The 21,906-nt window shown below is 71.7% G+C and carries 20 protein-coding genes; 7 read left to right on the top strand and 13 right to left on the bottom strand.

The window, feature by feature from the left end; genetic code table 11:
- Positions 1-161: 161 nt before the first annotated feature.
- On the bottom strand, positions 162-2,759 hold the full coding sequence (gene rph / locus ACFVJX_RS07470; protein ID WP_384126104.1) for a rifamycin-inactivating phosphotransferase: 2,598 nt from the start codon (positions 2,757-2,759) through the stop codon (positions 162-164).
- Positions 2,760-3,172: 413 nt separating this feature from the next.
- On the opposite strand from rph, the gene ACFVJX_RS07475 reads away from it, so the two are divergent.
- Positions 3,173-3,961, top strand: coding sequence for an SDR family oxidoreductase (locus tag ACFVJX_RS07475; protein WP_384126103.1), 789 nt, complete (start codon positions 3,173-3,175; stop codon positions 3,959-3,961).
- Positions 3,962-4,003: 42 nt separating this feature from the next.
- Here ACFVJX_RS07475 and ACFVJX_RS07480 read toward each other — a convergent pair whose 3' ends face one another.
- A complete protein-coding gene (locus ACFVJX_RS07480) occupies positions 4,004-4,900 on the bottom strand; it encodes a LysR family transcriptional regulator (protein WP_384126101.1) in 897 nt (298 codons plus the stop codon).
- Positions 4,901-5,457: 557 nt separating this feature from the next.
- Between ACFVJX_RS07480 and ACFVJX_RS07485 the strand changes: the two genes are divergently transcribed.
- A complete protein-coding gene (locus ACFVJX_RS07485) occupies positions 5,458-6,108 on the top strand; it encodes a TetR/AcrR family transcriptional regulator (protein ID WP_384126099.1) in 651 nt (216 codons plus the stop codon).
- Positions 6,109-6,151: 43 nt separating this feature from the next.
- Entirely contained in the window at positions 6,152-6,790 is a 639-nt protein-coding gene (locus ACFVJX_RS07490) for a helix-turn-helix domain-containing protein (RefSeq protein ID WP_384126097.1), read from the top strand.
- Here the strand turns inward: ACFVJX_RS07490 and ACFVJX_RS07495 are convergent.
- A complete protein-coding gene (locus tag ACFVJX_RS07495; protein WP_384126096.1) occupies positions 6,726-7,496 on the bottom strand; it encodes a GDSL-type esterase/lipase family protein in 771 nt (256 codons plus the stop codon). The two genes, ACFVJX_RS07490 and ACFVJX_RS07495, sit on opposite strands and share 65 nt — an antisense overlap.
- A gap of 58 nt (positions 7,497-7,554) precedes the next feature.
- On the opposite strand from ACFVJX_RS07495, the gene ACFVJX_RS07500 reads away from it, so the two are divergent.
- The gene (locus ACFVJX_RS07500) at positions 7,555-8,541 is read left to right on the top strand and encodes a WD40 repeat domain-containing protein (RefSeq protein WP_384126094.1); all 987 of its coding nucleotides are present in this window, start codon (positions 7,555-7,557) and stop codon (positions 8,539-8,541) included.
- A gap of 22 nt (positions 8,542-8,563) precedes the next feature.
- Here ACFVJX_RS07500 and ACFVJX_RS07505 read toward each other — a convergent pair whose 3' ends face one another.
- Complete coding sequence (locus ACFVJX_RS07505; protein ID WP_384126092.1) at positions 8,564-8,959, bottom strand: PPOX class F420-dependent oxidoreductase; 396 nt, start codon at positions 8,957-8,959, stop codon at positions 8,564-8,566.
- A gap of 101 nt (positions 8,960-9,060) precedes the next feature.
- Here ACFVJX_RS07505 and ACFVJX_RS07510 point away from each other — a divergent pair, with 101 nt between their 5' ends.
- A complete protein-coding gene (locus ACFVJX_RS07510; RefSeq protein ID WP_384126090.1) occupies positions 9,061-9,585 on the top strand; it encodes a GNAT family N-acetyltransferase in 525 nt (174 codons plus the stop codon).
- Positions 9,586-9,613: 28 nt separating this feature from the next.
- Here the strand turns inward: ACFVJX_RS07510 and ACFVJX_RS07515 are convergent, their stop codons facing one another.
- From ACFVJX_RS07515 to ACFVJX_RS07550, 8 genes are all read right to left on the bottom strand, one after another.
- Entirely contained in the window at positions 9,614-10,105 is a 492-nt protein-coding gene (locus tag ACFVJX_RS07515; protein WP_384126088.1) for a DinB family protein, read from the bottom strand.
- A 213-nt stretch (positions 10,106-10,318) separates the two neighbouring features.
- Positions 10,319-11,437: a phosphoserine transaminase gene (gene serC, locus ACFVJX_RS07520; RefSeq protein ID WP_384126086.1), complete on the bottom strand. Its 1,119-nt coding sequence runs from the start codon at positions 11,435-11,437 to the stop codon at positions 10,319-10,321.
- A gap of 119 nt (positions 11,438-11,556) precedes the next feature.
- Entirely contained in the window at positions 11,557-12,765 is a 1,209-nt protein-coding gene (locus tag ACFVJX_RS07525; RefSeq protein ID WP_384126084.1) for a cytochrome P450, read from the bottom strand.
- Positions 12,762-14,027: a cytochrome P450 gene (locus ACFVJX_RS07530; protein ID WP_384126082.1), complete on the bottom strand. Its 1,266-nt coding sequence runs from the start codon at positions 14,025-14,027 to the stop codon at positions 12,762-12,764. Before ACFVJX_RS07530 ends, ACFVJX_RS07525 begins: the two co-directional genes overlap by 4 nt.
- Positions 14,024-14,668 (bottom strand): ATP/GTP-binding protein, encoded by a 645-nt coding sequence (locus ACFVJX_RS07535; protein ID WP_384126081.1) that lies wholly within the window; start codon positions 14,666-14,668, stop codon positions 14,024-14,026. The genes ACFVJX_RS07530 and ACFVJX_RS07535 overlap by 4 nt, the downstream gene beginning before the upstream one ends.
- Positions 14,649-15,014 (bottom strand): DUF742 domain-containing protein, encoded by a 366-nt coding sequence (locus ACFVJX_RS07540; RefSeq protein WP_384126079.1) that lies wholly within the window; start codon positions 15,012-15,014, stop codon positions 14,649-14,651. The genes ACFVJX_RS07535 and ACFVJX_RS07540 overlap by 20 nt, the downstream gene beginning before the upstream one ends.
- Entirely contained in the window at positions 15,011-15,448 is a 438-nt protein-coding gene (locus ACFVJX_RS07545; protein WP_384126077.1) for a roadblock/LC7 domain-containing protein, read from the bottom strand. The genes ACFVJX_RS07540 and ACFVJX_RS07545 overlap by 4 nt, the downstream gene beginning before the upstream one ends.
- Complete coding sequence (locus ACFVJX_RS07550; RefSeq protein ID WP_384126076.1) at positions 15,445-16,989, bottom strand: sensor histidine kinase; 1,545 nt, start codon at positions 16,987-16,989, stop codon at positions 15,445-15,447. Before ACFVJX_RS07550 ends, ACFVJX_RS07545 begins: the two co-directional genes overlap by 4 nt.
- A gap of 266 nt (positions 16,990-17,255) precedes the next feature.
- Here ACFVJX_RS07550 and ACFVJX_RS07555 point away from each other — a divergent pair, with 266 nt between their 5' ends.
- Positions 17,256-20,156 (top strand): FAD-binding and (Fe-S)-binding domain-containing protein, encoded by a 2,901-nt coding sequence (locus tag ACFVJX_RS07555; RefSeq protein ID WP_384126074.1) that lies wholly within the window; start codon positions 17,256-17,258, stop codon positions 20,154-20,156.
- 208 nt (positions 20,157-20,364) lie between these two features.
- Here ACFVJX_RS07555 and ACFVJX_RS07560 read toward each other — a convergent pair whose 3' ends face one another.
- Positions 20,365-20,808, bottom strand: a complete 444-nt coding sequence (locus ACFVJX_RS07560; RefSeq protein WP_384126073.1) for a MarR family winged helix-turn-helix transcriptional regulator — start codon at positions 20,806-20,808, stop codon at positions 20,365-20,367.
- A 295-nt stretch (positions 20,809-21,103) separates the two neighbouring features.
- On the opposite strand from ACFVJX_RS07560, the gene ACFVJX_RS07565 reads away from it, so the two are divergent.
- A complete protein-coding gene (locus ACFVJX_RS07565; protein ID WP_384126071.1) occupies positions 21,104-21,877 on the top strand; it encodes an SDR family NAD(P)-dependent oxidoreductase in 774 nt (257 codons plus the stop codon).
- The last annotated feature ends 29 nt before the right edge of the window (positions 21,878-21,906 follow it).

Here is a 21,906-nt window from a genome sequence, read left to right on the forward strand (position 1 = left end):
AACACGACGGAGGCGGAGCCCGCGCAGCGGCACGGGTTCCGCCGTCGTACGGCGGGCCGCCCCCGGCCCGTACGGCGCTCAGCGGAGCACCGGGTAACCGATCCGTGTGTGGCGCGAGGCCGTCCCGGTAGTCATGGCCGCAGAGCCTAGCCGAACGTCCGTCAGGACAGGATCTCGACGTACCCGTCCGTTCCGTGCACCCGGATCCGCTGCCCGTCCCGGATCAGCCGGGTGGCCCGCTCGACGCCCACGACGGCCGGCAGACCGTACTCCCGGGCGATCACCGCCCCGTGCGTCATCAGGCCGCCCACCTCCGTCACCAGGCCCGCGATCACGACGAACAGCGGTGACCAGCTCGGATCGGTGAAGGGCGTGACCAGGATGTCGCCCGCCTCGAGATCGGCGTCGGCCATGTCGAGGACGACGCGGGCCCGTCCCTCGACGGTCCCGGCGGACACCGGCAGTCCGACCAGGGCGCCGGCCGGCGCGTCATCGCGCCGGTACGCCCCGGTGAGGGCCTCGCCGTCCGACGTGAGGACCCGCGGCGCCGTCAGCGCACGGCAGGACCGGAACTCCTCCTTGCGCCGCCGGATGAGCCCGCCGTCCACCCGGTGCGAGCGCACGACGTCGCCGAGTTCCTGGAACGTGAGGTAGAAGGCGTCCTCCTTCTCGGCGAGCACGCCCGCCCGCACGAGGCGCCCGGCCTCCTCCAGCAGGGCCCGCTTGTAGACGAACGAGCGGCTGACGATGCCGTACTTCGGGTACTCGCGGTACCCGATGAACGCTCTGACCTGGTCGATCATCCGCTTGACCTGGTCCGCCCTGTCGTCCCCCTCCGGCAGTGCCCGCAAGCGGGACAGCACGTCCTGTTCCTTCGCCAGGGCCTTCTGCCGGCCCTGCTCGAAACGCCGCCCGGCCGCGCCCGCCTCGAAGTTCCTGACGTTGTCGAGGATCACGGGCACGAGCGTGCTGGGGCGCTCACGCCACCGCGGCCTGGTGATGTCGATCTCGCCGACGCAGCGCATGCCGTACCGGTCGAGGTAGGACTCGATGGCGTCGCGCGCCTCGGTCCCGCCCGTGACCTCCGCCAGCTCGGCCAGGAAGTTCTCGTCCTCGACGCCCTGGAGGAACGCCACCACCTCCGGATGCGGACGGATGACGTCCGCGACGTCGAGCAGCGCCAGCCCCATTTCCGACGTGATGTTGTCGGGGGCGGACAGCGTGAGCGTGTCCGCCACGTTCTTCTCGCCCAGCCACTCCAGCAGCTTGTCGTTGAGCCACCACGTGGCGTCCATCCCCGCCATGATCGCCTTGAAGTTCAGCGGATCACCGAGGACCCGCTTGTGCTCCTCGAAGGCCTCCAGCAGGAAGTCGAACAGCGCCGGTCCGCTCTTCGTGCGGATGTCGCGCTCCAGGGCGGCGACGGATGCCCGGCTGCGCTCGATCAGCTCCGCGACGATGGCCGGATCGGCCTCGTCCGGCATGGACGCACCGTCGGCCGGCGGTGCGCCGCGGCCCGTGTCCGGGAGCGACGGGACGAAGCCGTCGTTGTCCAGGACGGTCTCCAGCGCGTCCCTGACCAGCGGATCGCCCCGCCCCATGAGGTCCAGCAGACCGGCCCGGCTCGCGGGCGATGCCAGGCGCGGGGTGACGTCCACGAACAGCCTGCCGCCGGCCTCGTGCATCCGCACCATGGCCGTCAGCTGCCACATCGAGAGCCCCAGGGGCTTCATGGCGTCGGTCATCATCTGCTGATGGCCGACGGAGACGTAGACGTGGTTCTCCCGGTCACCGGCATCGGGGACGGGGAACAGAGTCGTGATGGGCCGGCTCTGAACGATCCGGAAGCCGTCGTCGGCCAGGCACCATTCGATGTCCTGGGGCCGGCCGAAGTGCGCCTCGATCCGCCGTCCTAGCCGTGCGAGCCGGACGACCTGGGCGTCCGTCAGCGCCGGCTGCTCCTGCCGCTCCGGTTCGACCGCCACCTCCCGCGTACCGCCGTCCGGCAGGGCGTGAACGGCCCGCTGTTTGGCGGCGATCGCCCTGCCGACGACCTCGCCGTTCCGCACCTTGAAGACGTCCGGGTTCACCAGGCCAGAGACCAGGGCCTCACCGAGGCCGAAACCGGCGTCGACGGTGGTGACCCGCCGGTTGCCGGTGACGGGGTCGGCCGTGAACAGGATGCCGGACGCGTGCGGGAAGACCATCCGCTGCACGACCACGGCCATGTCGACGGTCCGGTCGTCGATGCTGTTCCGCCGGCGGTAGGTCACGGCCCGTTCGGTGAACAGCGAGGCCCAGCACCGGCTGATGTGCTGAAGGACCGCCGCGGGGCCCACGACGTTCAGATACGTGTCCTGCTGGCCGGCGAAGGAGGCCGTCGGCAGGTCCTCCGCCGTGGCGCTGGACCGGACGGCGCAGGCGGTCCCATCGCCGAGCCGGGCGAGCGCGCGGGTGATCTCCGCCGAGAGCTCCTCCGGTACGGCGATCTCCTCGATGGTCCGCCGGATCCGCGCGCTGAGCGTGCGGATCGCCTCCCGGTCGTCCGGCTCCAGGCGCGTCAGCTCATCGAGCAGGTCACCGATCGACGGGACCTGTGCCATGATCCGCCGGAAGGCGCCCGTCGTCACGACGAAGCCGTCCGGCACGCGGACGTCCTCGATCCGCGAAAGCGCGCCCAGATGCGCGCCCTTGCCGCCGACGGCCGCGATCCGCGACTCGTCGACCTCCGCAAGGTCCAGCACGTACCGCTCGGTCATCGTGAGACCCCCGGGTCCGCCGCTCGCCCGGCCCGCAGGCTCGCTGCCGGTCCGTCCATCCGCCGGACGTCACCGCGTCCCCAGTACGCCGACAACAACACACGCACGTCGTGCCCTCTTTTCCGCAGGTTGTGGCCTCGGCCGACGATTGTGCGCCGTTACGGGGGCCTTGCCGCAAGCCCCCCTGTGCGCTATAAGTTGAGAGTGGCAAGGAGAGCTCTCTCCTTGCCATTGTCTTTTTCCGCCGCGGGACGCGGCGTCGCGCCACGCGAGATCCGGGCCGCCCACGGGCCCCTGTCCGCCCTCGGCCACGGCATAGAAAATTCCTATGGCGTCCGCTGCTTTTTCGTCTTTGCCTCTCTTTCTTCTCCGAACGTAACGTTCGAGAACACGCAATCGAGAGGGCAGATGAAATGACCGCGATCGAAAATGGGTCAGGCACGCGGGAACTCGCTGGAAAGCGCGCTCTGGTCACGGGTGGTTCCCGCGGGATCGGGGCGGCCGTCGTGCGGCAGCTCCTGGACGCGGGTGCGCAGGTGCTCACGACCGCCAGGTCCGCGACGAGCACGGTGCCCGACGGGGCGTCCTTCGTCGAGGCCGACGTGCGGACACCGGCCGGAGCCCGGGCGCTCGCCGCCGCCGCGCGGGAGCGGCTGGGCGGGGTGGACATCCTGGTCCACAACGCGGGCGGGGCGACCCCGCACGCGGGCGCGTCGGACATCTCCGACGAGGAGTGGCAGGACGCGCTGGACCTGAACTTCCTTGCATCGGTACGGCTGGACTCGCTGCTGACACCGGGGATGCGGGAGCGGGGTTCCGGGGCGATCGTGCACGTCTCGTCGGCGGCGGTCCTCACCCCGGTGGGGCCGTTCCTGCACTACGCGGCGGCCAAGGCGGCACTGGAGACGTACGGAAAGGGACTGGCCCTGGAACTGGCCCCGTTCGGAATCCGGGTCAACACCGTCTCTCCCGGCAGGACCGCCACGCCGGGTGGCGAGGAGACGCGGGAGCGGTGGGCGGAGGTGTCGGCCCGTACGGGAGGGGAGCCGGCCCGGATCAACGCCGACGACACGACACCGCTGGGCCGCGACGGCCGGCCCGAGGACATCGCGAACGCGGTGCTGTTCCTCCTGTCCGACCGGGCGAGCTGGCTGACGGCGAGCAACCTCATTGTGGACGGCGGTGAATTCCCCAGGGGGTGATACCGGCGGAAACGTATGGCACCGGTTTCCTTCTCCGGGAATTCAGGAAACCGGTGAGAAGGAAGCGGATGCGGACCATTTCTGCTGACGCAGGAATTCGAGCAGGGCCGTTTCCGCCGGGGCGGCGTCCGGCCGGAGCACGGCGATCACGGGCTGGGGCACCACCGGGAACACCCGGCGCACGAGGTGCTCGTAGCCGTGGGGCACGGCGGACTCCGGGACGAGCGTCACCCCCAGCCCGTGGGCGGCCCAGCGCACGGCCGTCGCCGTCTGGGAGACGCGGGCGGCCGTGGCCGGGGTCAGATCGTTCTCCCGCAGGACGTTCAGCAGCACGCCGTCGAGCGCGCTGTCCCGGTCGAACCGCACCCAGGGCTCACCCTCCAACTCGCGCAGCTCCACCCGGTCCGCGGCGAGCAGCCGGTGCCCGGCGCCCAGCACCACGACGAACTCCTCGTCGCCGATGTGGTGGGCGTCGGAGGGGCTCCGCTCGCACGCCGCCATCAGAGCGAGGTCCAGGACGCCCCGGCGGCACAGCCGTTCCAGCTCGGCGGAGCTCGGCTCCTCGAAGACGGTGGCCTCCAGCCGCGGGAAGCGGCGCCGCAGCGCGCTCAGTGCTTCCGGCAGCTGCCGGGTGCCGAAGCCCATCTGCACCGCGACGACCAGCTCACCCACCACGTCATCGGCGCCGGCCCGCGCCGTCGCCCGCGCCCGCCGCGACGCCCTCACCGCGACCTCGGCCTCCCGCAGGAACGCGCGGCCGACCATGGTCGGCACCAGTCCGGTCGGCGTCCGGTCGAACAGCTGCACTCCGAGCTCCCGCTCCAGGCCGCGGATCTGCTGGGACACCGACGGCTGGGCGACGTGCAGTACTTCGGCCGCCGCCGTCACGGACCCCTCCTCGGCGACGGCCAGGGCGTACTCGTACTGACGAAGGCTCATCCCGCTCCCGTTCCTTCCAGCTCACCGACGCAGTCATTGCAGTCGTAGCGACAACGCGGCAGGCGGCACGTTTACTCCGCGGCGGCGCGGCCGGTGCGTCCCGTTCCGTGCCCACAGAACTGCAGTTCGGGCTGCTGGAGGGTGTGGTGGCGGGGGACGGACGTGCTGTACGGTGATCGCGTTATTACGCTCCGTGCGCATCCGCGCGCTGGTCGTCCCCCGGGGCGGGCCGACCAGGCGTCGGGCGATCACGCCGAGCGGATCGGGTCGGGCACGTCTTCCGGCCCAGGGTGACGAGACGGTGTGCCCGCCGTGTGCGCAGGACGCCGCCCGGCGGTCGCACATCGCCAAGTGGCCGGTCCGCACGCCCGATCAGGGCCAGGACATCGAGGCCGCCGAGCCGTCGCCCCGGTGGGAGCGGACCGCGGCGGTTCTCGCGGGACGCGGGGGTGATGTCGGCCGAGGCGTAAGGCCGTTCGCCGGTGTGGCGGTTCCACCGCTCGGGCGGTGGAGCGAGGAGAGTGGCCCCGGGGGCCTGGACGGACTGAGGAGGACCGGTGGTGGACGCCATGGTTGACCAGTGGGACGGAGTTCGGGTGACGAGGGACCCGGTGCGGTGCCGTGAGCAACTCATGGCGGCCGGACGTACCTTGTTCGCCGTGTACGGCTACGCCCGTACCTCCGTCGAGGATCTCTGCGCCGCGGCACACGTACAAGTGCGGGATTTTTACCGCGAGTTCGAATCACGCGAGGCGCTACTCACCGACCTGTACGACGAGGTGGCGATGGGCGGGATGCGTGCGGCCGAGATCGAGCTCACGGCCGAGGGCATGGAGACCTGTTCGACCGAGGAGCGGGTCCGCAGGCTCTTCGACGCCTATGTGCGGGTCGTGACGCGCGATCCGCAGGCGGCGAGGGTGGCGTTCGTCGAGGTGCTCGGGGTGAGCCGGGCGATGGACGACCACCTGACGGCGTGGCGGTCGGTGTGGGTCGAGTTCCTGACCCGCGAGGCCGAGCGCGCGGCGGAGCGGGGCCATGGGGCCGACGGTGATCTCTCGGTCGTGGTGAAGGTGCTGACGCGCTCCGTGGACGAGCTCCTCGCCCACCACGGACGCCGGCCGCGGCAGGTGCCGTCCGACTGGCTGACCAGCGAGCTGACCAGGATGTCGCTGGCCATGATCGGGGCGGGCGCACCTCGCTCCGCCTGACAAACCCGCTTGCCGGACCGGCAAGCGGAGGCATCATGGAGTCATGGCATCGGATGAGGTCGAGGCGGCCGGGGCGGACGGCGGTGGCGGCGCGGAGGACGAGTTCTCCTCCGTCCTGACCGGCGTGGGACCGCGGCTGCGCGCGCTGCGGACCGAGCGCGGCACGACGCTGGCCCAGCTGAGCGAGACCACCGGGATCTCGCTCAGCACGCTCTCCCGGCTGGAGTCCGGCGGCCGTAAGCCGACCCTGGAGCTGCTGCTCCCGCTGGCGAAGGCGTACGGGGTGCAGCTCGACGAACTGGTCGGCGCGCCGGACACCGGTGATCCGCGGGTCACGTTCCGGCCGTTCAGCCGGCACGGCATGACGTTCGTACCGCTGACCCGGCACATCGGCGGGGTGAACGCGTACAAGCAGGTCATGCCGGGGTTGAAGGGGCCGCCGGGGCCGGTCGAGCAGCGGGTGCACGAGGGGTACGAGTGGCTGTACGTGCTCTCGGGGCGGCTGCGGCTGGTGCTCGGTGAGCACGATCTCGTGCTGTCGTCCGGGGAGGTGGCCGAGTTCGACACGCGTACACCGCACTGGTGGGGCAACGTCGGGCCGGAACCGGTGGAGTTCCTCAGCCTGTTCGGACCGCAGGGGGAGCGGATGCACGTACGGGCGAAGCCGGCGCCGAAGCCGTGAGGGGCGCCGCTGACGGACGGTCCGGCGCCGGTACGTAGGGCCCGCCCAGCCCCCACGCCTGGTGCATCGCGTCGGCGAACGCGGCCGCGAGGCGGTGTTCGCCGGACGGGCCGGGGTGCGTGCCGTCGTAGGTGTCCGTGTGGATGTCGTAGTCCGGCGGGCTGGAGGCCAGCAGGAGCGGGGACATCGGCCCGTCGAGGTCGGCCACGGCCTTGGCGAGGAGTTCGTTGAAGCGGGCGCACTCGGCGGCGAACGGGGCGTCCGACTCGGCCCGGATGTTCGGTATGACGGGCAGGAACACGCACTTGACGTACGGGTTCGCGGTGCGGGCCGCGGCGAGGAACGCGCGGGCGTTCAGGGCGGTCTGCTCGCTGTCCGTGTAGAAGCCGAGGTCTATCAGGCCCAGCGAGACGAGCAGGATGTCGGCGCGGTGCGCGGCGACCGTCTCCGCGATCACCGGGGTCATGTGCAGCCAGCCCTCGCCCCAGGCGGCCAGGTGCGCGCGGGCGGAAGGAGGGAAGTCCCCGGCCGCGTACCGGCGGGAGGCCGGGGTGCCGGTGGCCGGGTCGTACAGCTCGGTGCGTGGCCCGACGATCGTGTACGGGCCGTCGAAAGCCGCTTCGAGGTGCTGCCACATGCGGTAGCGCCAGGTGAAGTCGCCGGCGCGTCCGATGGTCATGGAATCGCCGACGAACATGAAACGCATGGCGCCATCATGGCGGATCATGGCTCCGGCCTGCGACGTGACGATGGACACTTGTCCCATGCGTTCGTATCGACTGACTGCCTTCGGCGCCGCCGCGCTCCTCTTCCTCGCCGCGGCGGCGCCCGCCGTGGCCGATGACGGCGGGGCCGACCAGAGCTTCACGATCAAGGACCCGCGGATCACCGAGTCCAGCGGACTGGCCGCCAGCCGTGCCCATCCGGGGATCTACTGGACGCACAACGACAGCGACGACGGCCCGTACGTCTACGCCGTCGACTCCCGGACCGGGAAGACCGTGGCGACGATCACCATGAAGGGCGTGGGGGCGCCGCGCGACGTGGAGGCGATCTCGCTGGGACCCGACGGGAACCTGTACGTCGGTGACATCGGGGACAACCTCGGCGGCAGCTGGGACCACGTCTGGATCTACCGCTTCCCCGAGCCGAAGGAGCTGCGGGACGCGACGGTCCGGGCGACACAGTTCGACGTGAAGTACGCGGACGGCCCGCGCAACGCGGAGGCGCTGATGGTCCACCCGAAGACGGGGCGCGTCTACATCGCCTCGAAGAAGGAGGGCGGCGGCGGGCTCTATGAGGGCCCCGCCGAGCTCACGACCGGTGCGGTCAACGTGTTCCGGCGGGTCGGCGAGGTGCCGTGGGTGACGGACGGGGCGTTCTCGCCGGACGGCAGGGAGCTGGTCCTGCGCTCGTACTTCAGCGCCCGCGGCTACGCGTTCGAGGACGGCAGGCTGGGCAAGGACTACCCGGTCGAGTCCCCGCTGCTGGGGCAGGCCGAATCCGTCACGTACACGGCTGACGGTTCGGCGCTGATGTACGGCACGGAGGGCAAGCAGAGCGACGTCGTGCGCGTGGACCTGAAGAACGGCGGCGATTCGGGCGGATCCGGCGGGAGGTCACCGTCGTCCGCCGGTGCGGGCGGGGGCGGGGACGGCGTGCCGGTGAAGGGCACCACCGTGACCGGTGTGGGTGTGCTGGCCGTGATCGGGCTCGTGCTGTTCCTGGGCAGGCGCCGCAGGAAGGCCTGACGGCGGTGCGGCGGACCGGGCGTCATTCGTCGAGCGGACGGATCTCGTAGTGCAGGGTCCTGTCGCGCTTGATCCGGTGCGCGAGCGGGACGAGTACGCCCTGCACGATGGGGTGCTTGCGCGACATCATCCGGGCGGCATGCGTGTTCTCCTTCGAGCCCGCCTGGAGGAGGCGTGCGTGGGCGGGGATCTGCGGCCCCGTCGGCCTGCCGCGCACCGTGCACGGGCCGATCATCACCACGGGGTGGTTGCGCATCCGTTCCACCTTCCAGGCGGACGAGAACGTACGGATGTACGCGTGATCGCCCTCGACGGCGATGTTGACGGGGGTGTCGGCATGCGTGCCGTCCTGCCGCCGCGTGCTGAGGAGGACGGCGTACTGCTTCACGTACGGCTTGAGCTCAGGAGTCGTGTCCATACCTTCCATGATCCACAGGCCAGGCGCCCTGTCATCCGGGTGAGGACCGCCGAACGAGCGTTTCGGGGCCGTCGTCGCGCCCGGCACGGGATCATCGGCTCATGACGACGGACAACGGGCCCGCGCCCTTCTCCACCGCCCGCCTGGACGCCCTGCCGCTGCGGGTGGCGTACGCGGAGGAGATGGCGGCCGTGCTCGCCGATCCGGCCCTGCACGTCTTCACCGGCGGCGCCCCGGAGCACCCGGACGCCCTGCGTGCCCGGTACGAGCGGCAGACCGCCGGATCCCCGGACCCGGACGAGCGGTGGTGGAACTGGGTACTCAGGGTGCGCGACGAGGACCGCCTGGCCGGCTATGTGCAGGCGACGGTGGACGTGGCCGGTGCGCGGGCCGAGATCGCCTGGGTGATCGGGACCGGGTGGCAGGGCCGCGGTTATGCGAAGGAGGCGGCGGCCGGGCTGGTGGCGCACCTGCTGGACGGGGGCGGGGAAGCCGTCGTCCGTACGGTCGTCGCCCATATCCACCCGGACCACGCCGCGTCCGCAGCGGTGGCCGCGTCGCTCGGGCTGGTGCGGACGGGGGAGTGGGAGGACGGGGAGGAGCGGTGGCGGCCGGCCGGGCGGTGAGCGCCGCGGCCCAGCGCTTCACCAGGGGCTATGCCGGCTGGTCGCCCGTGGCCCCGTCGATCAGTTCGCGGACGATGTCCATGTGTCCGGCATGCCGTACGACGTCCTCCAGCATGTGGATGAGCACCCACCGCATCGACACCGTCCGCCCGTTCCAGGACGTGCCCGTCGTGTCCAGATCCGTCTTCTCGATGGCCCGGTCGGCGGCGGTGCGGGCGCGGTCGTAGAACGCCAGGATGTCGGCGGTCGACTCGTCCGGTGCGACCGTCATGTCCTCGGTGGCCGAGTCGAACCAGAGCTTCTCGACCTCGAAGCCGAACGGCGAGCAGAACCAGCCGTACTCGACGGTCGCCAGATGCTTCACCAAGCCCAGGAGGTTCGTCCCCGTCGGGGTCATCGGGCGGCGCAACTGCTCGTCGTCCAGCCCTTCGAGCTTCCACAGCACCACGTCCCGGTGCCGGTCGAGGGCTGTGTGCAGGGATTCCTTCTCGCCGCCGGTGTACGGCACGTTCTTCGGCATGGGCCGGAAGGTAGCAGCCGGCACTGACAGCGCGGGTCCGGCGGGCGCTGGCCGCGGGACTGTTGGCTGTGGCCGGCATCGAGGTCATCGTCGTAGGAGGCCGCGCCCGTACGCGTCCCGCAGGTGAACCACCGCCCTTGCCGGTGAAGCGGAAACGGCCCCGCACACGCGGTCACGTGTGCGGGGCCGTTTCGGACGTGTCGCCGGTGAGGGCTACAGCTTCTCGATGACGTAGTCGATGCACGCCGTCAGGGCCTGGACGTCCGACGGGTCGATCGCCGGGAACATCGCCACGCGCAGCTGGTTGCGGCCCAGCTTGCGGTACGGCTCCGTGTCGACGATGCCGTTGGCGCGCAGCACCTTGGCGACCGCGGCGGCGTCGATCTCGTCCGCGAAGTCGATCGTGCCGATGACGCGGGAGCGCTTGGCCGCGTCCGTGACGAACGGGGTGGCGTACTTGGACTCCTCGGCCCAGCCGTACAGGTGGCCGGAGGACGCGGCCGTGCGGCCGGTGGTGAAGTCCAGGCCGCCCTGGGTGTTCATCCAGGTCAGCTGCTCGTTCAGGAGGAAGAGCGTGGCGAGTGCCGGGGTGTTGTACGTCTGGTTCTTCAGGGAGTTGTCGATCGCCGTCGGGAGCGAGAAGAACTCCGGGATGTGGCGGCCGGAGGCGTGGACGCGGGCCGCGCGCTCCAGGGCGGCGGGGGAGAAGACGCCGATCCAGAGGCCGCCGTCGGAGGCGAAGGACTTCTGCGGGGCGAAGTAGTAGACGTCCGTCTCGGCGATGTCGACCGGCAGGCCGCCCGCGCCGGAGGTGGCGTCCACCAGGACGAGGGAGCCCTCGTCGGCGCCCGCGACGCGCTTGACGGGAGCCGCGACACCGGTCGAGGTCTCGTTGTGGGTGAAGGCGTAGACGTCGACGCCCGCCTCCGCCTTCGGGTCCGGGTGGGTGCCCGGCTCGGAGGCGATGACGGTCGGGTCGGCCAGCCACGGGGCGAGCTTGGCGGCCTTCGCGAACTTCGACGAGAACTCACCGAAGTTGAGGTGCTGGGACTTCGACTCGATCAGACCGTGCGTCGCGATGTCCCAGAAGGCGGTGGAGCCGCCGTTGCCCAGGATCACCTCGTAGCCCTCGGGGAGGGAGAAGAGGTCGCGCACGCCGTCACGTACCGCGCCGACCAGGTTCTTCACCGGAGCCTGGCGGTGGGACGTACCGAGCAGAGACGTTCCGGTGGCGGCCAGCGCGTCGAGCGCCTCCGTCCGCACCTTGGAAGGACCGGCGCCGAAGCGTCCGTCGGCGGGCTTGATGTCAGCGGGAATCTGGATGTCGGCCACGAGTCGGAGCGTAGCCCTTCGGTGCGGGGGCTACGCATCCTGTCCGTCCGATGAGACGCCCTGTCCGGGGGCCCGGCCCCTTTCCGGTCTGCCCCGGGGCCCGGGGTGGCCGGGGGCGGTCAGCCCAGGTCGACCGGGAGGTCGAACAGGTCGTTCTGGGTCGCTATCGGCTTGTTGCGCAGTTCGGAGGCGGGGACCGCCAGGTCGAGCCGGGGGAAGCGCTCGTAGAGGGCGGGGAGTGCGACCCCGGCCTCCAGGCGGGACAGCGCCGCACCGGGGCAGACGTGCGGGCCGTGGCCGAAGGAGATGTGGCGGTTGGGGGAGCGGGTGACGTCGAACTCGCCGGCCGTGGGCCCGTGCTGCCGCTCGTCCCGGCCCAGCGCGCCGAAGGAGACGATCAGTGCCTCGCCCTTGGGGAGGACCTTGTCACCGACCTCGACGTCCTCGGTCGCGAAGCGGATCAGGACGTGCGAGGTCGGGGTCTTCCAGCGCAGGGTCTCCTCGATCACGTTCTCCCACGGCACCTCGCCGCTCAGCACCTGCTCGCGCTGCTCGGGGTGGGTCTGGAGGGCGACGACGGCGTTCACGATCAGGCTGATCGTGGTCTCGTGGCCCGCCGCGATGATCAGTCGCAGGGTGTTGACGATCTCCTCGTTGCTGAGGTGGTCGCCGTCCTCGGAGGCCGCGATCAGGGCGCTGGTCAGGTCGTCGCCCGGTTCGGCCCGCTTCGCGGCCACGATCTCGGTGAACAGCGTCCCGAGGTCCTCCAGCACCCGCGGGACCTCGTCCGGCGGAGTCTGGGTGGAGAAGAACTTGTCGAACAGCTCCTTGAGACGGGGGTGGTCGGCGCCGTCCACGCCCATCAGCTCGCTGATGACGTTCATCGGCAGCGGATAGGCGAACTCCGCCTTCAGATCGACCTTCTCGCCGGGGGGCAGGGCCGCGAGGCGGTCCAGGCTCGCGGCCGTGAGCGCCTCGATGCCCCCGCGCAGCCGCTCGACCCGCTTCACGGTCAGGGCCTGGGCCACCAGTGTGCGCAGCCTGCGGTGGTCGGGCCCGTCGACGGTCAGCATGGAGCGGCCCGGGTTGACGAGGCCGATCAGCGGCCAGTCCAGGGGTATCTCGCCGCGCTGCCAGGCGCCCCAGACGTTGATGTCCTTCACGATCCGGGCGTCGGTCAGCAGCTGCCGCGCCTCGGCGTGGTGCGTGACCGCGTAGCAGTGCACACCGCCGGGCAGCTCCACCTCGGCGAGCGGGCCCGCGGCGCGCAGCGTGGCGCTCTCGCCGTCGAGGTCGGCGACGAAGGGGTCGAGGACGATCCGTGTCATTGCTGGCCTCCGGTGGCAGGTCCTGCGGCGGGAGTCGGCGTGAAGGTGACGGGCAGGTCGGTCAGGCCCCGCAGCCACGGGGACGGGCGCCGGGTGAGCTGCTCGGCGGGGACGGCCAGGTCGATGTCCGGGAGCCGGTCGAGCAGTACCTCGATGCCGGTGCGTGCGATGACCTCGGCGGTCTCCTGGGCGGGGAAGGGGCAGCGGTGCTCGCCGTGGCCGAAGGAGAGGAACGCGTTGTTGCCGCCGGTCAGCGCGGAGCCGTCGGTGCGGATCTGCGGGTCGCCGTTGGCGGCGGCGATGCCCAGGAGCAGCATGTCGCCCGCCTGGATGTGGCGGCCCCCGAGGTTGGTGTCGCGTACGGTCCAGCGGCCCGCGACGTTCTGTGTCGGGGTGTCCTCCCACAGGACCTCGTTCATGGCCTCGGAGACGCTGTGGCGACCGCCCGAGAGCGAGGCGGCGAACCGGTCGTCGGTGAGCATCAGCCGCAGCGAGTTGCCCATCCAGTCCGCGGTCGGCTGGTGGCCGGCGGCCATCATGACCATCAGGTCCTGGGTTATCTCCGCGTCGGTGAAGCCGGCGGGGTCGGCCAGCATCCGGGTGGCGACGTCGTCGGCGGGCTCTGCGTGCTTCTCGGCCAGCAGCTGCACCATCGACGCGGCGTGGTGCTTCTGGCCGGCCAGCGCCCGCTCCCCGCCGTTGATCATGTCGTTGATCCCCTCGACGAGGGTCTCGCCGACCGTGTCCGCGAAGCCGTAGATCCGCGCCAGTACCCGGGCCGGCAGCAGCTTCGTGTACTCGGCGATGATGTCCGTCTCGCCGCGGGAGCAGAACCGGTCGATCAGCTCGTCGGCGAACTCCTCCGCGTACCGCTTGAGCGCGAAGGGGTCGACCGCCTCCAGGGCGTCGCTGATCATCCTGGCGCGCTGCACGTGCCGGGGGCCGACCGTGTAGAGGATCGAGGGCTGTTTGCGCCCGATCATCGGCCGCAGCGGCCAGTCGTCGGGGATGCGCTCCCACTGGCTCCACAGTTCGGAGTCGCGGCTGAAGAGCGCCGGATCGCTGGTGACCTGGTGCAGTTCGCGGTAGCCGAGCACCAGCCAGGCCGGGATGTCGCCGTGCAGCATGACGGGTGCCACGGCGCCGTGGTCCCGGCGCATCTCCCGGTACAGCTGGGTGGGTTCGGTCTGGAACCGTGGTCCGGACAGGGGTACGCGGCCGTGCGCCGGGCAGCCCGGAGGCGGTTCGGTGGGCTGGGTCACGGGGTGTGCTCCGGGGTCTTCTCCGGCGTGGTCTCCGGACGGGTGGCGGAGCCGACCGTGCCCCTGGAGAGGGCGTGCAGGTGCTCCACCAGTGTGATCAGTACGTACTTGCTGGAGGACCGGTCCCTGGCGTCGCACTCCACGAGCGGTACGTCCTCCGAGAGGTCGAGCGCCTCCCGGATCTGCTGCTCGGTGTGGAGCGGGCCGCCGAAGTCGTTGCACGCCACGATGAACGGCGTGCCGTGGTGCTCCAGCCGGTCGATCGCGTACCAGGAGTCGGCGAGGCGCCGGGTGTCGATGAGCACGACGGCACCCAGCGTCCCGGAGAACAGCCGGTCCCACAGGAACCAGAACCGCTCCTGCCCGGGGGCGCCGAAGAGGTACAGCACCGAGCGTTCGTCGAGCGTGATCCGGCCGAAGTCGAAGGCGACGGTGGTGGACGTCTTGGAGTGCACGCCGTCGAGGTGGTCGACCGCCTCGCCCGCGCGGGTCATCGTCTCCTCCGTGTTGAGCGGACGGATCTCGCTCACGGATCGGACCATGGTGGTCTTGCCGACCCCGAAGCCGCCGACGACGACTATTTTCAGTCCGTTGTCGGCCGTGGCCTGTAGGGCGGCACGGTCAGAGGTTGCGGAGTCCAACGAGCACCTGTTCCAGGATGTCGGGGTCGGGGAGCCGGTCCGCGACGCGTGCGGTACGAGGGTGGCGGGCGCTGATCCGGCCGGTGTCGAGCAGGTCGCACAGCAGGATGCGCACGATGCTGACGGGCAGGTTCAGGCTCGCGGCGATCTCGACGACCGCGGTGGGCCGTTCGCACATCCGCAGGATCGCGACGTGCTCCGACTGCATACCGGGGGCCGGTTCGCATTCCGAGACGACGAGCGTCACCAGGTCGAAGGCGGTCGAGTCGGAGCGGCTGCGCCCCCCGGTGAGGGTGTACAGCCGGTCGGGGTCGTCGTCCCGGCCGGGACGGTGGCGGGTGGTCATACGGCCGATTTCTCGGTTGCCCCGGTGGGCCCGGAGGGTTCGCGCGGCGGGGCGACGAGGTGTTCGCCGAGCTGCTCGACGAGCTCGCTCATGTTGTGCCCGACGAGGCCGACGTCGGCGTCCTCGGAGGCGACGACGGCGAGGTGGGCGCCCGCACCCGCCTCCACGATGAACAGCACGCCGCCGTAGAACTCGGCCATCGCGGACCGTACGCCGCCGGTGCCGTCGCCGAACTCGACGGAAGCGCCGTGCGACAGGCTCTGGATGCCGGCCGAGATCGCGGCCAGCTGGTCAGCCTGGTCGACGGAGAGCTCGGGGGTACGGCACAGCTTGAGGCCGTCCCGGGAGAGCACGAGGGCGTGGCGGGCGCCGGGGGTGCGCTCAAGGAGCCCCTCCAGCAGCCAGTTGAGCTTCTCGTCCGTGGTCGCGGTCATCGGGTGTTGCCTTCCGGGTGCGGGGTATTGGGCCGTACGGCCTGGCGGAAGCTGCTGAAGCGGGCTGCCTGGGCCTTGGGGTCGGACGTACGGGTCCGGGGGTTCGTTCCGTCGGCCGCCTCGGCGTCGGCGTCGGCATCGGCGGTGGCGGCCCTGGCGCGGGACTCGGCGGCGGCCAGGGTCCGGCCGCGGGAGCGCTTGGGCAGTCCGCTCTCGCCGAACCGGGGCAGGCCGCCGGTGGTCTCCGACGCGGATTCGGAGCCGGGCGCGGACTCGGCTCCGGGCTCGGAGACGGCGCCGGGCTCGGGGCGCCGGGTCTCCTGGGTGCGGGAGCCGTCGGTGCCGTCGGACCGGCCGGTGCCGTCGGACCGGTCGGCCCCGGAGGCGTGGACCGGCTCGGGCTCGCTGGGGGCGGACACCGGCGGGGTGGCGGGTTGGGGCGTGGGCAGCGGGGTCCTGGTGATGATCTCCTGCGGGAGCATCATCAGCGCGCCCGTGCCGCCGCGTGCGGACGGCCGGAAGGAGATGGTCAGCCCGTGCTTGCGGGCCAGCCGGCCGACGACGGCGAGACCGAGCCTGGTGCCGGAGAGGCCGGCCAGGTCCTGGTCGACCGCGGAGACGGCGCGCTCGGCGCGGCGCAACTGCACATCGCTCATGACGAGACCGCTGTCCTCGACGGTGAGCACGATGCCGGCCGGCACCTCCTCCACGTACACGTGGACCTCGGCGGTGGGCGGTGAGAAGTTCGCGGCGTTGTCGAGGAGTTCGGCCAGTGCGTGCATGACGCCCTCGGCCGCGTGCCCGGCGACGGCGACATCGCTGGTGGAGTGGAGGCGTATCCGCTGGTATCCGCTGATCCGGCCCATCGCGCCACGCAGGATGGACTCCATGACGATGGGCTTCGCCCAGCGCCGTCCGGAGCGGGCGCCGGTCAGCACGGCGATGGAGTCGGCCAGCCGGCCCGCCTGGGCGGTGCGGTGGTCCAGGTGCAGCAGATCGCCCAGGACCTCTTCGGACGAGTGCCGGTTCTCCATCTCGCGCAGGTCGGCGAGCATGCTCGTGGCGAGCGCCTGCATCCGGCCGGCGGCGTTGGCACAGGCCGCGACGGCCGCGGAGCGCTGGGTCTCGCTGCGGGAGGCGCGGGCCCTGAGCTTGGCGTTCTCGGCGGTGAGGCGTTCGGCCGCGGCCGCCGCCTCCGCCGCGATCCTGGCCCTCTCGGCGGCGGCGGCCGACTTCATCCTGGCCGTCTCGGCGGTGAACTGCTGGGCCTCGTAGGCGGAGGCGGACACCATCCGGGAGGTCTCGGCCGTGAACCGGCTGCTCTCGGCCGCCTGCCTCTCGCGCAGCCGGCGCACCGTCGCGCGGGCGTGGACGGCGGTGGCGACGGCGACGGACAGCAGCACGGCGGCGGCTCCGGACCCCCACGCCACTGCGGTCCTGGCCGAGTCGGGGGCGGCGAGGACAGCCCAGAGGCACAGGGATCCGGTGAGGGCCACCGTGACCAGCAGAGCGAGTGCGGTCGGCCTGGTTGAGGGGCGCAAGCGGAGTCCTTGGGGGCGGACGGTGACGGACGGGACTGTTCGGGCGAGTTCGGAATGGGAAGACCAAAATGCGACAACTGGAACACATGATTCCCAGACAAGTCTGAGTCACTATATGAGAATTGACGATCTGTTTGGGAAGAACTTGTGGTGCTCTCTGTTGCCTATGTGTTCGCGGAACGGACAGATTCCGACGTATTGACGTATACGGCGGAAACGCGCAGGGCCTGGATGCAGCCGGCCCCGAGCGGCGGCATCCTGGCTGGATGGCACCTCGCGATGTAAAGGCCGGCCCCGACCGCACCGCACTCGCCGAAGCCCTGCGCTCGGCCGTGCGCGGCGAGGTGGCCTTCGACACGACCGCGCGGGCGCTGACGACGATGGACGCCTCCAACTACCGCCGGGTGCCGCTCGGCGTCGTGGCCCCGCGGGACGCCGACGACATCGCCGCCGTGCTCGCCGTCTGCCGGGCGCACGGGGTGCCGGTCGTGCCGCGCGGCGGCGGTACGTCCATCGCCGGGCAGGCCACCGGCACCGGTGTGGTCCTCGACCTGACCCGCCACCTGCGGTCGATCGTCGAGCTGGACCCCGGCGCCCGTACCGCCGTGGTCCAGCCGGGCATCGTCCTGGACGACCTGCGGGCCGCCGCGGCCCCGCACGGGCTCACCTTCGGACCCGACCCCTCCACGCACAGCCGCTGCACGGTCGGCGGCATGATCGGCAACAACTCCTGCGGCTCGCACTCGGTCGCCTGGGGCACCACCGCAGACAACGTCCACGCCCTGACCGTCGCCCGCTACGGCGGCGACACCCTGCGCCTGGCACCGGGCACCGAGGGCCCCGCCGGGCTGCACGAACTCGTCGCCGCCCACCTGGCACTCCTGCGCACCGGATTCCCCGAACTCCCGCGCCGCATCTCTGGTTACGCCCTGGACGCGCTGCTGCCCGAGCGCGGCCCCGACCCCGCCCGCGCGTTCTGCGGCAGCGAGGGCACGCTCGGCGTGGTGACGGAGGCGACGCTGCGGCTCGTCGAGGCACCCGCCGCCCGCGCGCTCGCCGTGCTCGGTTACGCGGACGAGTCCGCCGCGGCCGAGGCGGCCCCCGGCCTCCTTCCGCACCACCCGCTGACCGTCGAGGGCATGGCGGCCGACCTCGTACGCGAACCTGCCGGGCTGCCGCGCGGCGCGGCCTGGCTCTTCGTCGAGACCGGCGGCGCCGGCCCGGACGAGGCGCGGGCGCACGCCGAACGGATCGCTCGGGCGGCTTCGGCGGACGCGGTGGACACCGCCGTCGTCACCGACCCGGCCGGGCAGCGGGCGCTATGGCGGATCAGGGAGGACGCGTCCGGCACCGCCACCCGGATCTGGGGGTCCCCCCTGGAGGGGGTCCCCGGGGTCAGCAGCGAGGCCTGGCCCGGGTGGGAGGACTGCGCGGTACCGCCCGCCCGGCTCGGCCCCTACCTCCGCGACTTCCGTGCGCTGCTCGCCGAACACGGCCTGCGCGGCACCCCGTACGGGCACTTCGGCGACGGCTGCATCCACGTCCGGATCGACTTCGACCTGCTGAGCGGCGCGGGCGTCGCCCGCTTCCGCCGCTTCTCCGAGGACGTCGCCTCGCTCGTCGTCGCACACGGCGGATCGCTGTCGGGGGAACACGGCGACGGCCAGGCCCGCGCCGAACTGCTGCCCCGGATGTACGGGGACGAACTCGTCGCGCTCTTCGCCCGGTTCAAGGACCTCTGGGACCCGGACGGCGGCATGAACCCCGGCATCCTCGCCCGCCCCGCCCGACTGGACGAGAACCTGCGCTTCGACGTACTGCCCCGCGAACCGGTCGACGTCGCCTTCGGCTACCCGCACGACGGCGGTGACTTCTCGGCGGCGGTGCGCAGGTGCGTGGGCGTCGCCAAGTGCCGTACGGCGGAGCCCTCGGGGACGTCCGTGATGTGCCCGTCCTTCCGCGCGACCGGCGAGGAGGCCCACTCGACCCGCGGCCGGGCCAGGCTCCTGCACGAGATGCTGGCGGGCCGGGCCGGCGGGGTGATCACGGACGGCTGGCGCTCAACGGAGGTACGCGACGCACTCGACCTCTGCCTCTCCTGCAAGGGCTGCCGCAGCGACTGCCCGGTGGGCGTCGACATGGCCACCTACAAGGCGGAGTTCCTCCACCACCACTACAAGGGGCGGCTGCGCCCCGCCGCCCACTACGCGATGGGGTGGCTGCCGCTGTGGCTGCGTCTGGCGTCCCCCTTCGCGGCCGCGCTGAACGCCCTGGCCCGGGTGGGACCGGCGGCCGCGCTCGCCAAACGGCTGGCGGGCATCGCGCCGGAGCGCGGTATCCCGGTCCTGGCCCGTGAGACGTTCACCCGGTGGCTGAACCGCCGCTGGGGCAGGGGAACGTTCGTCCTCCCCGGCGACCGGGTGGCCCACGTCTGGCCCGACACCTTCACCGAGCACCTCTCGCCGGAGGTGGGCCGGGCGGCGGTGAGGGTCGTGGAGGCGGCGACGGGCCGCCGGGTGCTTCCGGCGGGCCGCGGGCTGTGCTGTGGCCTCACGTACGTGTCGACGGGGCAGCTGGACCGGGCCCGCGAGGTGATGCGCCGCACCCTGGACCGGCTGTCCGGCACGCACGAATCCCCGGTGATCGTCCTCGAACCCAGCTGCGCGGCCACGCTCCGCACGGACCTGCCGGACCTCCTGTCCGACGACCCGCGCGCCGCCGAACTGGCCGCGTCGGTCCACACGCTGGCGGAGTACCTGGAGAAGTACGCCCCCGACTGGCAGCCCCCGCGTCTGGACCGCCCGGTCACCGGTCAGACGCACTGCCACCAGCACGCGGTCCTGGGCGACGCCCCGGACCGCCGGTTGCGCGAACGGGCTGGTCTGGCGGGGGAGTTGGAGGGCGCCTGCTGCGGCCTGGCCGGCAACTTCGGCTTCGAGCGCGGCCACTGGGAGGTGTCGGTGGCGTGCGCGGAGGAGTCGTTGCTGCCGGCGGTACGGGGAGCGGGGGCCGGTACGGAGCTCCTGGCGGACGGCTTCTCCTGCCGGACGCAGCTGGCTCAGCTGGGCGGGGTGCGGGCGCGGCACCTCGCGGAGGTGCTGGCGGAGGGGCTGCCCCCGGAGGCGCTGTCCCCGGACCCCCGCTCATCGGGCGCCGGAGGGGTGTGAGGCGGCCCTCCGGCGCCGGGCCGCCGGGCGTCGTGGGCCCGGCGCACCGTGTGGCGTATACGTCCTGCCGCAAAATCATCAGAATAATTGACTAACAAGTCAATGTAGCTGACTAATTCGATGTGGCGTTCAGATCTGCCGGCACCCCTCGACCCGGGCGGTCCGGAGCGGACCGGGGCTGGGGGCGGATGGCTCGGCGTGGTGGGAGCTACCGTGCGTAGGGGTCGGTGATCTCGCGGAGCTGACCCAGGATCTGGTGCAACAGCGCGAAATTGCGGGTGCCCAGATAGGCCTTCCACTCCGCGAGGATCTCGTCGAGCGTCGCCGCGGCCACCTCGACCGCCCGCCGGCCGCGCCGCTCGATCACGATCAGCCGGGCGCGGCCGTCCGTGGGGTCGGGAACCCGGCGGACATAGCCCAGGCGTTCCAGTTGGTCGACCATGACGCCGGCGCTCTGCTTGGTCATTTGTGCCTGGTCAGCGAGGTCTGTGAGGCGTGAACCGTCCGGGGCTACGCGTTGGAAGACCCGGCACTGGGCGAGGGTCCAGTCGTCGAACCCGGCGTCCTGCATGGCCCGGAACATCCGGTCCTCGGTGTACCGGTACGGGATGAACAACGCCACCCCTAGATCCATTCGCTGCTCGTCGTCCATGCCGCTCTCGGCTCCATCACCCAGCTGATCCCACGGGATCCACACTCTACGTCAACGCCGCCGGGCCGGGCCGCCGCCGGCCGGGGCGCACGCGGCGCTGCGGAGGCCGCGTTCCGGATCCGCCGTCCGTCCGTCGGCGGCGCCACACCCGTCGCTGTTGCCATCGGGGCCGACGTGTGCCTACGGTAGTAAAGAAAGCTGACGAGATTGAGTGGCGGCGCCGAAGAAGGACGGGGCGCCGGCCCGGTGACTGTTCACATCCCGAGAAGACGGCAGAGAGCACATAGGTGGCGTCATGACATCGACATCAAGCCTGGCGGGCAAGCGGGTCCTGGTCACCGGAGGCAGCAGCGGAATCGGCGCCGCGATCGTGCGGCGGCTCGCCTCCCGGGGAGCAACCGTCGCGGTCAACTACCGATCCGATCAGGAGACCGCCGACGCACTCGTCGGCGAGCTCCGCGAAGACGGGCACACCGCGGTGGCCTTCCCGGCCGATATCAGCGACAGGGCACAGACCCACGAGCTGGTCGGCGCGGTGGTGTCGGAGTTCGGCGGCCTGGACCTGCTGGTCAGCAACGCCGGAGTCGAGCACTTCGGAGCGCTGGAGACCATCACGCAGGCGGACTTCGACCGTCTCTTCCGGACCAACGTGGCCGGACAGCTCTTCGTCACCCAGGCGGCGGTCGCCGCGATGACCGACGGGGGCCGGATCGTGCTCAGCTCCTCGGTCAGCGCACGCCTGGAGGTCCATCGACACGCCCTGTACGCGGCGAGCAAGGCCGCCATCCCGGCCATGGTGCGCAATCTCGCTCCCGAGCTGGCCGAGCGGAACATCGCCATCAACGCGATCGCCCCCGGCGCCACCGCCACCCGCATGGCCGGCTACGCCCCCAACTACGTCCACCCCGCGCTCACCGGCGCGCCGTTCGACGCGCTCCTGCGCTCGATGAGCGCACTCGGGCGGCTGGCCCAGCCCGACGAGATCGCCGCCGTGGTCGCGTTCCTGCTCTCGCCGGACGCTTCCTACATCACCGGCGCCACGATCGAAGCCGACGGCGGCTGGAGCTGACTCCCGCACCCCCGCCTGCCCCCCCCGCA

Origin of the sequence: Streptomyces sp. NPDC127177, assembly GCF_042672475.1 — a bacterium.
Lineage (GTDB): Bacteria > Actinomycetota > Actinomycetes > Streptomycetales > Streptomycetaceae > Streptomyces.

Excerpts from the sequence above, each read along its gene's own strand:
- rph (WP_384126104.1), bottom strand. The coding sequence starts at position 2,759 with ATGACCGAGCGGTACGTGCTGGACCTTGCGGAGGTCGACGAGTCGCGG.
- ACFVJX_RS07475 (WP_384126103.1), top strand. The coding sequence starts at position 3,173 with ATGACCGCGATCGAAAATGGGTCAGGCACGCGGGAACTCGCTGGAAAG.
- ACFVJX_RS07480 (WP_384126101.1), bottom strand. The coding sequence starts at position 4,900 with ATGAGCCTTCGTCAGTACGAGTACGCCCTGGCCGTCGCCGAGGAGGGG.
- ACFVJX_RS07490 (WP_384126097.1), top strand. The coding sequence starts at position 6,152 with ATGGCATCGGATGAGGTCGAGGCGGCCGGGGCGGACGGCGGTGGCGGC.
- ACFVJX_RS07495 (WP_384126096.1), bottom strand. The coding sequence starts at position 7,496 with ATGCGTTTCATGTTCGTCGGCGATTCCATGACCATCGGACGCGCCGGC.
- ACFVJX_RS07500 (WP_384126094.1), top strand. The coding sequence starts at position 7,555 with ATGCGTTCGTATCGACTGACTGCCTTCGGCGCCGCCGCGCTCCTCTTC.
- ACFVJX_RS07505 (WP_384126092.1), bottom strand. The coding sequence starts at position 8,959 with ATGGACACGACTCCTGAGCTCAAGCCGTACGTGAAGCAGTACGCCGTC.
- ACFVJX_RS07510 (WP_384126090.1), top strand. The coding sequence starts at position 9,061 with ATGACGACGGACAACGGGCCCGCGCCCTTCTCCACCGCCCGCCTGGAC.
- ACFVJX_RS07515 (WP_384126088.1), bottom strand. The coding sequence starts at position 10,105 with ATGCCGAAGAACGTGCCGTACACCGGCGGCGAGAAGGAATCCCTGCAC.
- ACFVJX_RS07525 (WP_384126084.1), bottom strand. The coding sequence starts at position 12,765 with ATGACACGGATCGTCCTCGACCCCTTCGTCGCCGACCTCGACGGCGAG.
- ACFVJX_RS07540 (WP_384126079.1), bottom strand. The coding sequence starts at position 15,014 with ATGACCACCCGCCACCGTCCCGGCCGGGACGACGACCCCGACCGGCTG.
- ACFVJX_RS07545 (WP_384126077.1), bottom strand. The coding sequence starts at position 15,448 with ATGACCGCGACCACGGACGAGAAGCTCAACTGGCTGCTGGAGGGGCTC.
- ACFVJX_RS07555 (WP_384126074.1), top strand. The coding sequence starts at position 17,256 with ATGGCACCTCGCGATGTAAAGGCCGGCCCCGACCGCACCGCACTCGCC.
- ACFVJX_RS07560 (WP_384126073.1), bottom strand. The coding sequence starts at position 20,808 with ATGGACGACGAGCAGCGAATGGATCTAGGGGTGGCGTTGTTCATCCCG.
- ACFVJX_RS07565 (WP_384126071.1), top strand. The coding sequence starts at position 21,104 with ATGACATCGACATCAAGCCTGGCGGGCAAGCGGGTCCTGGTCACCGGA.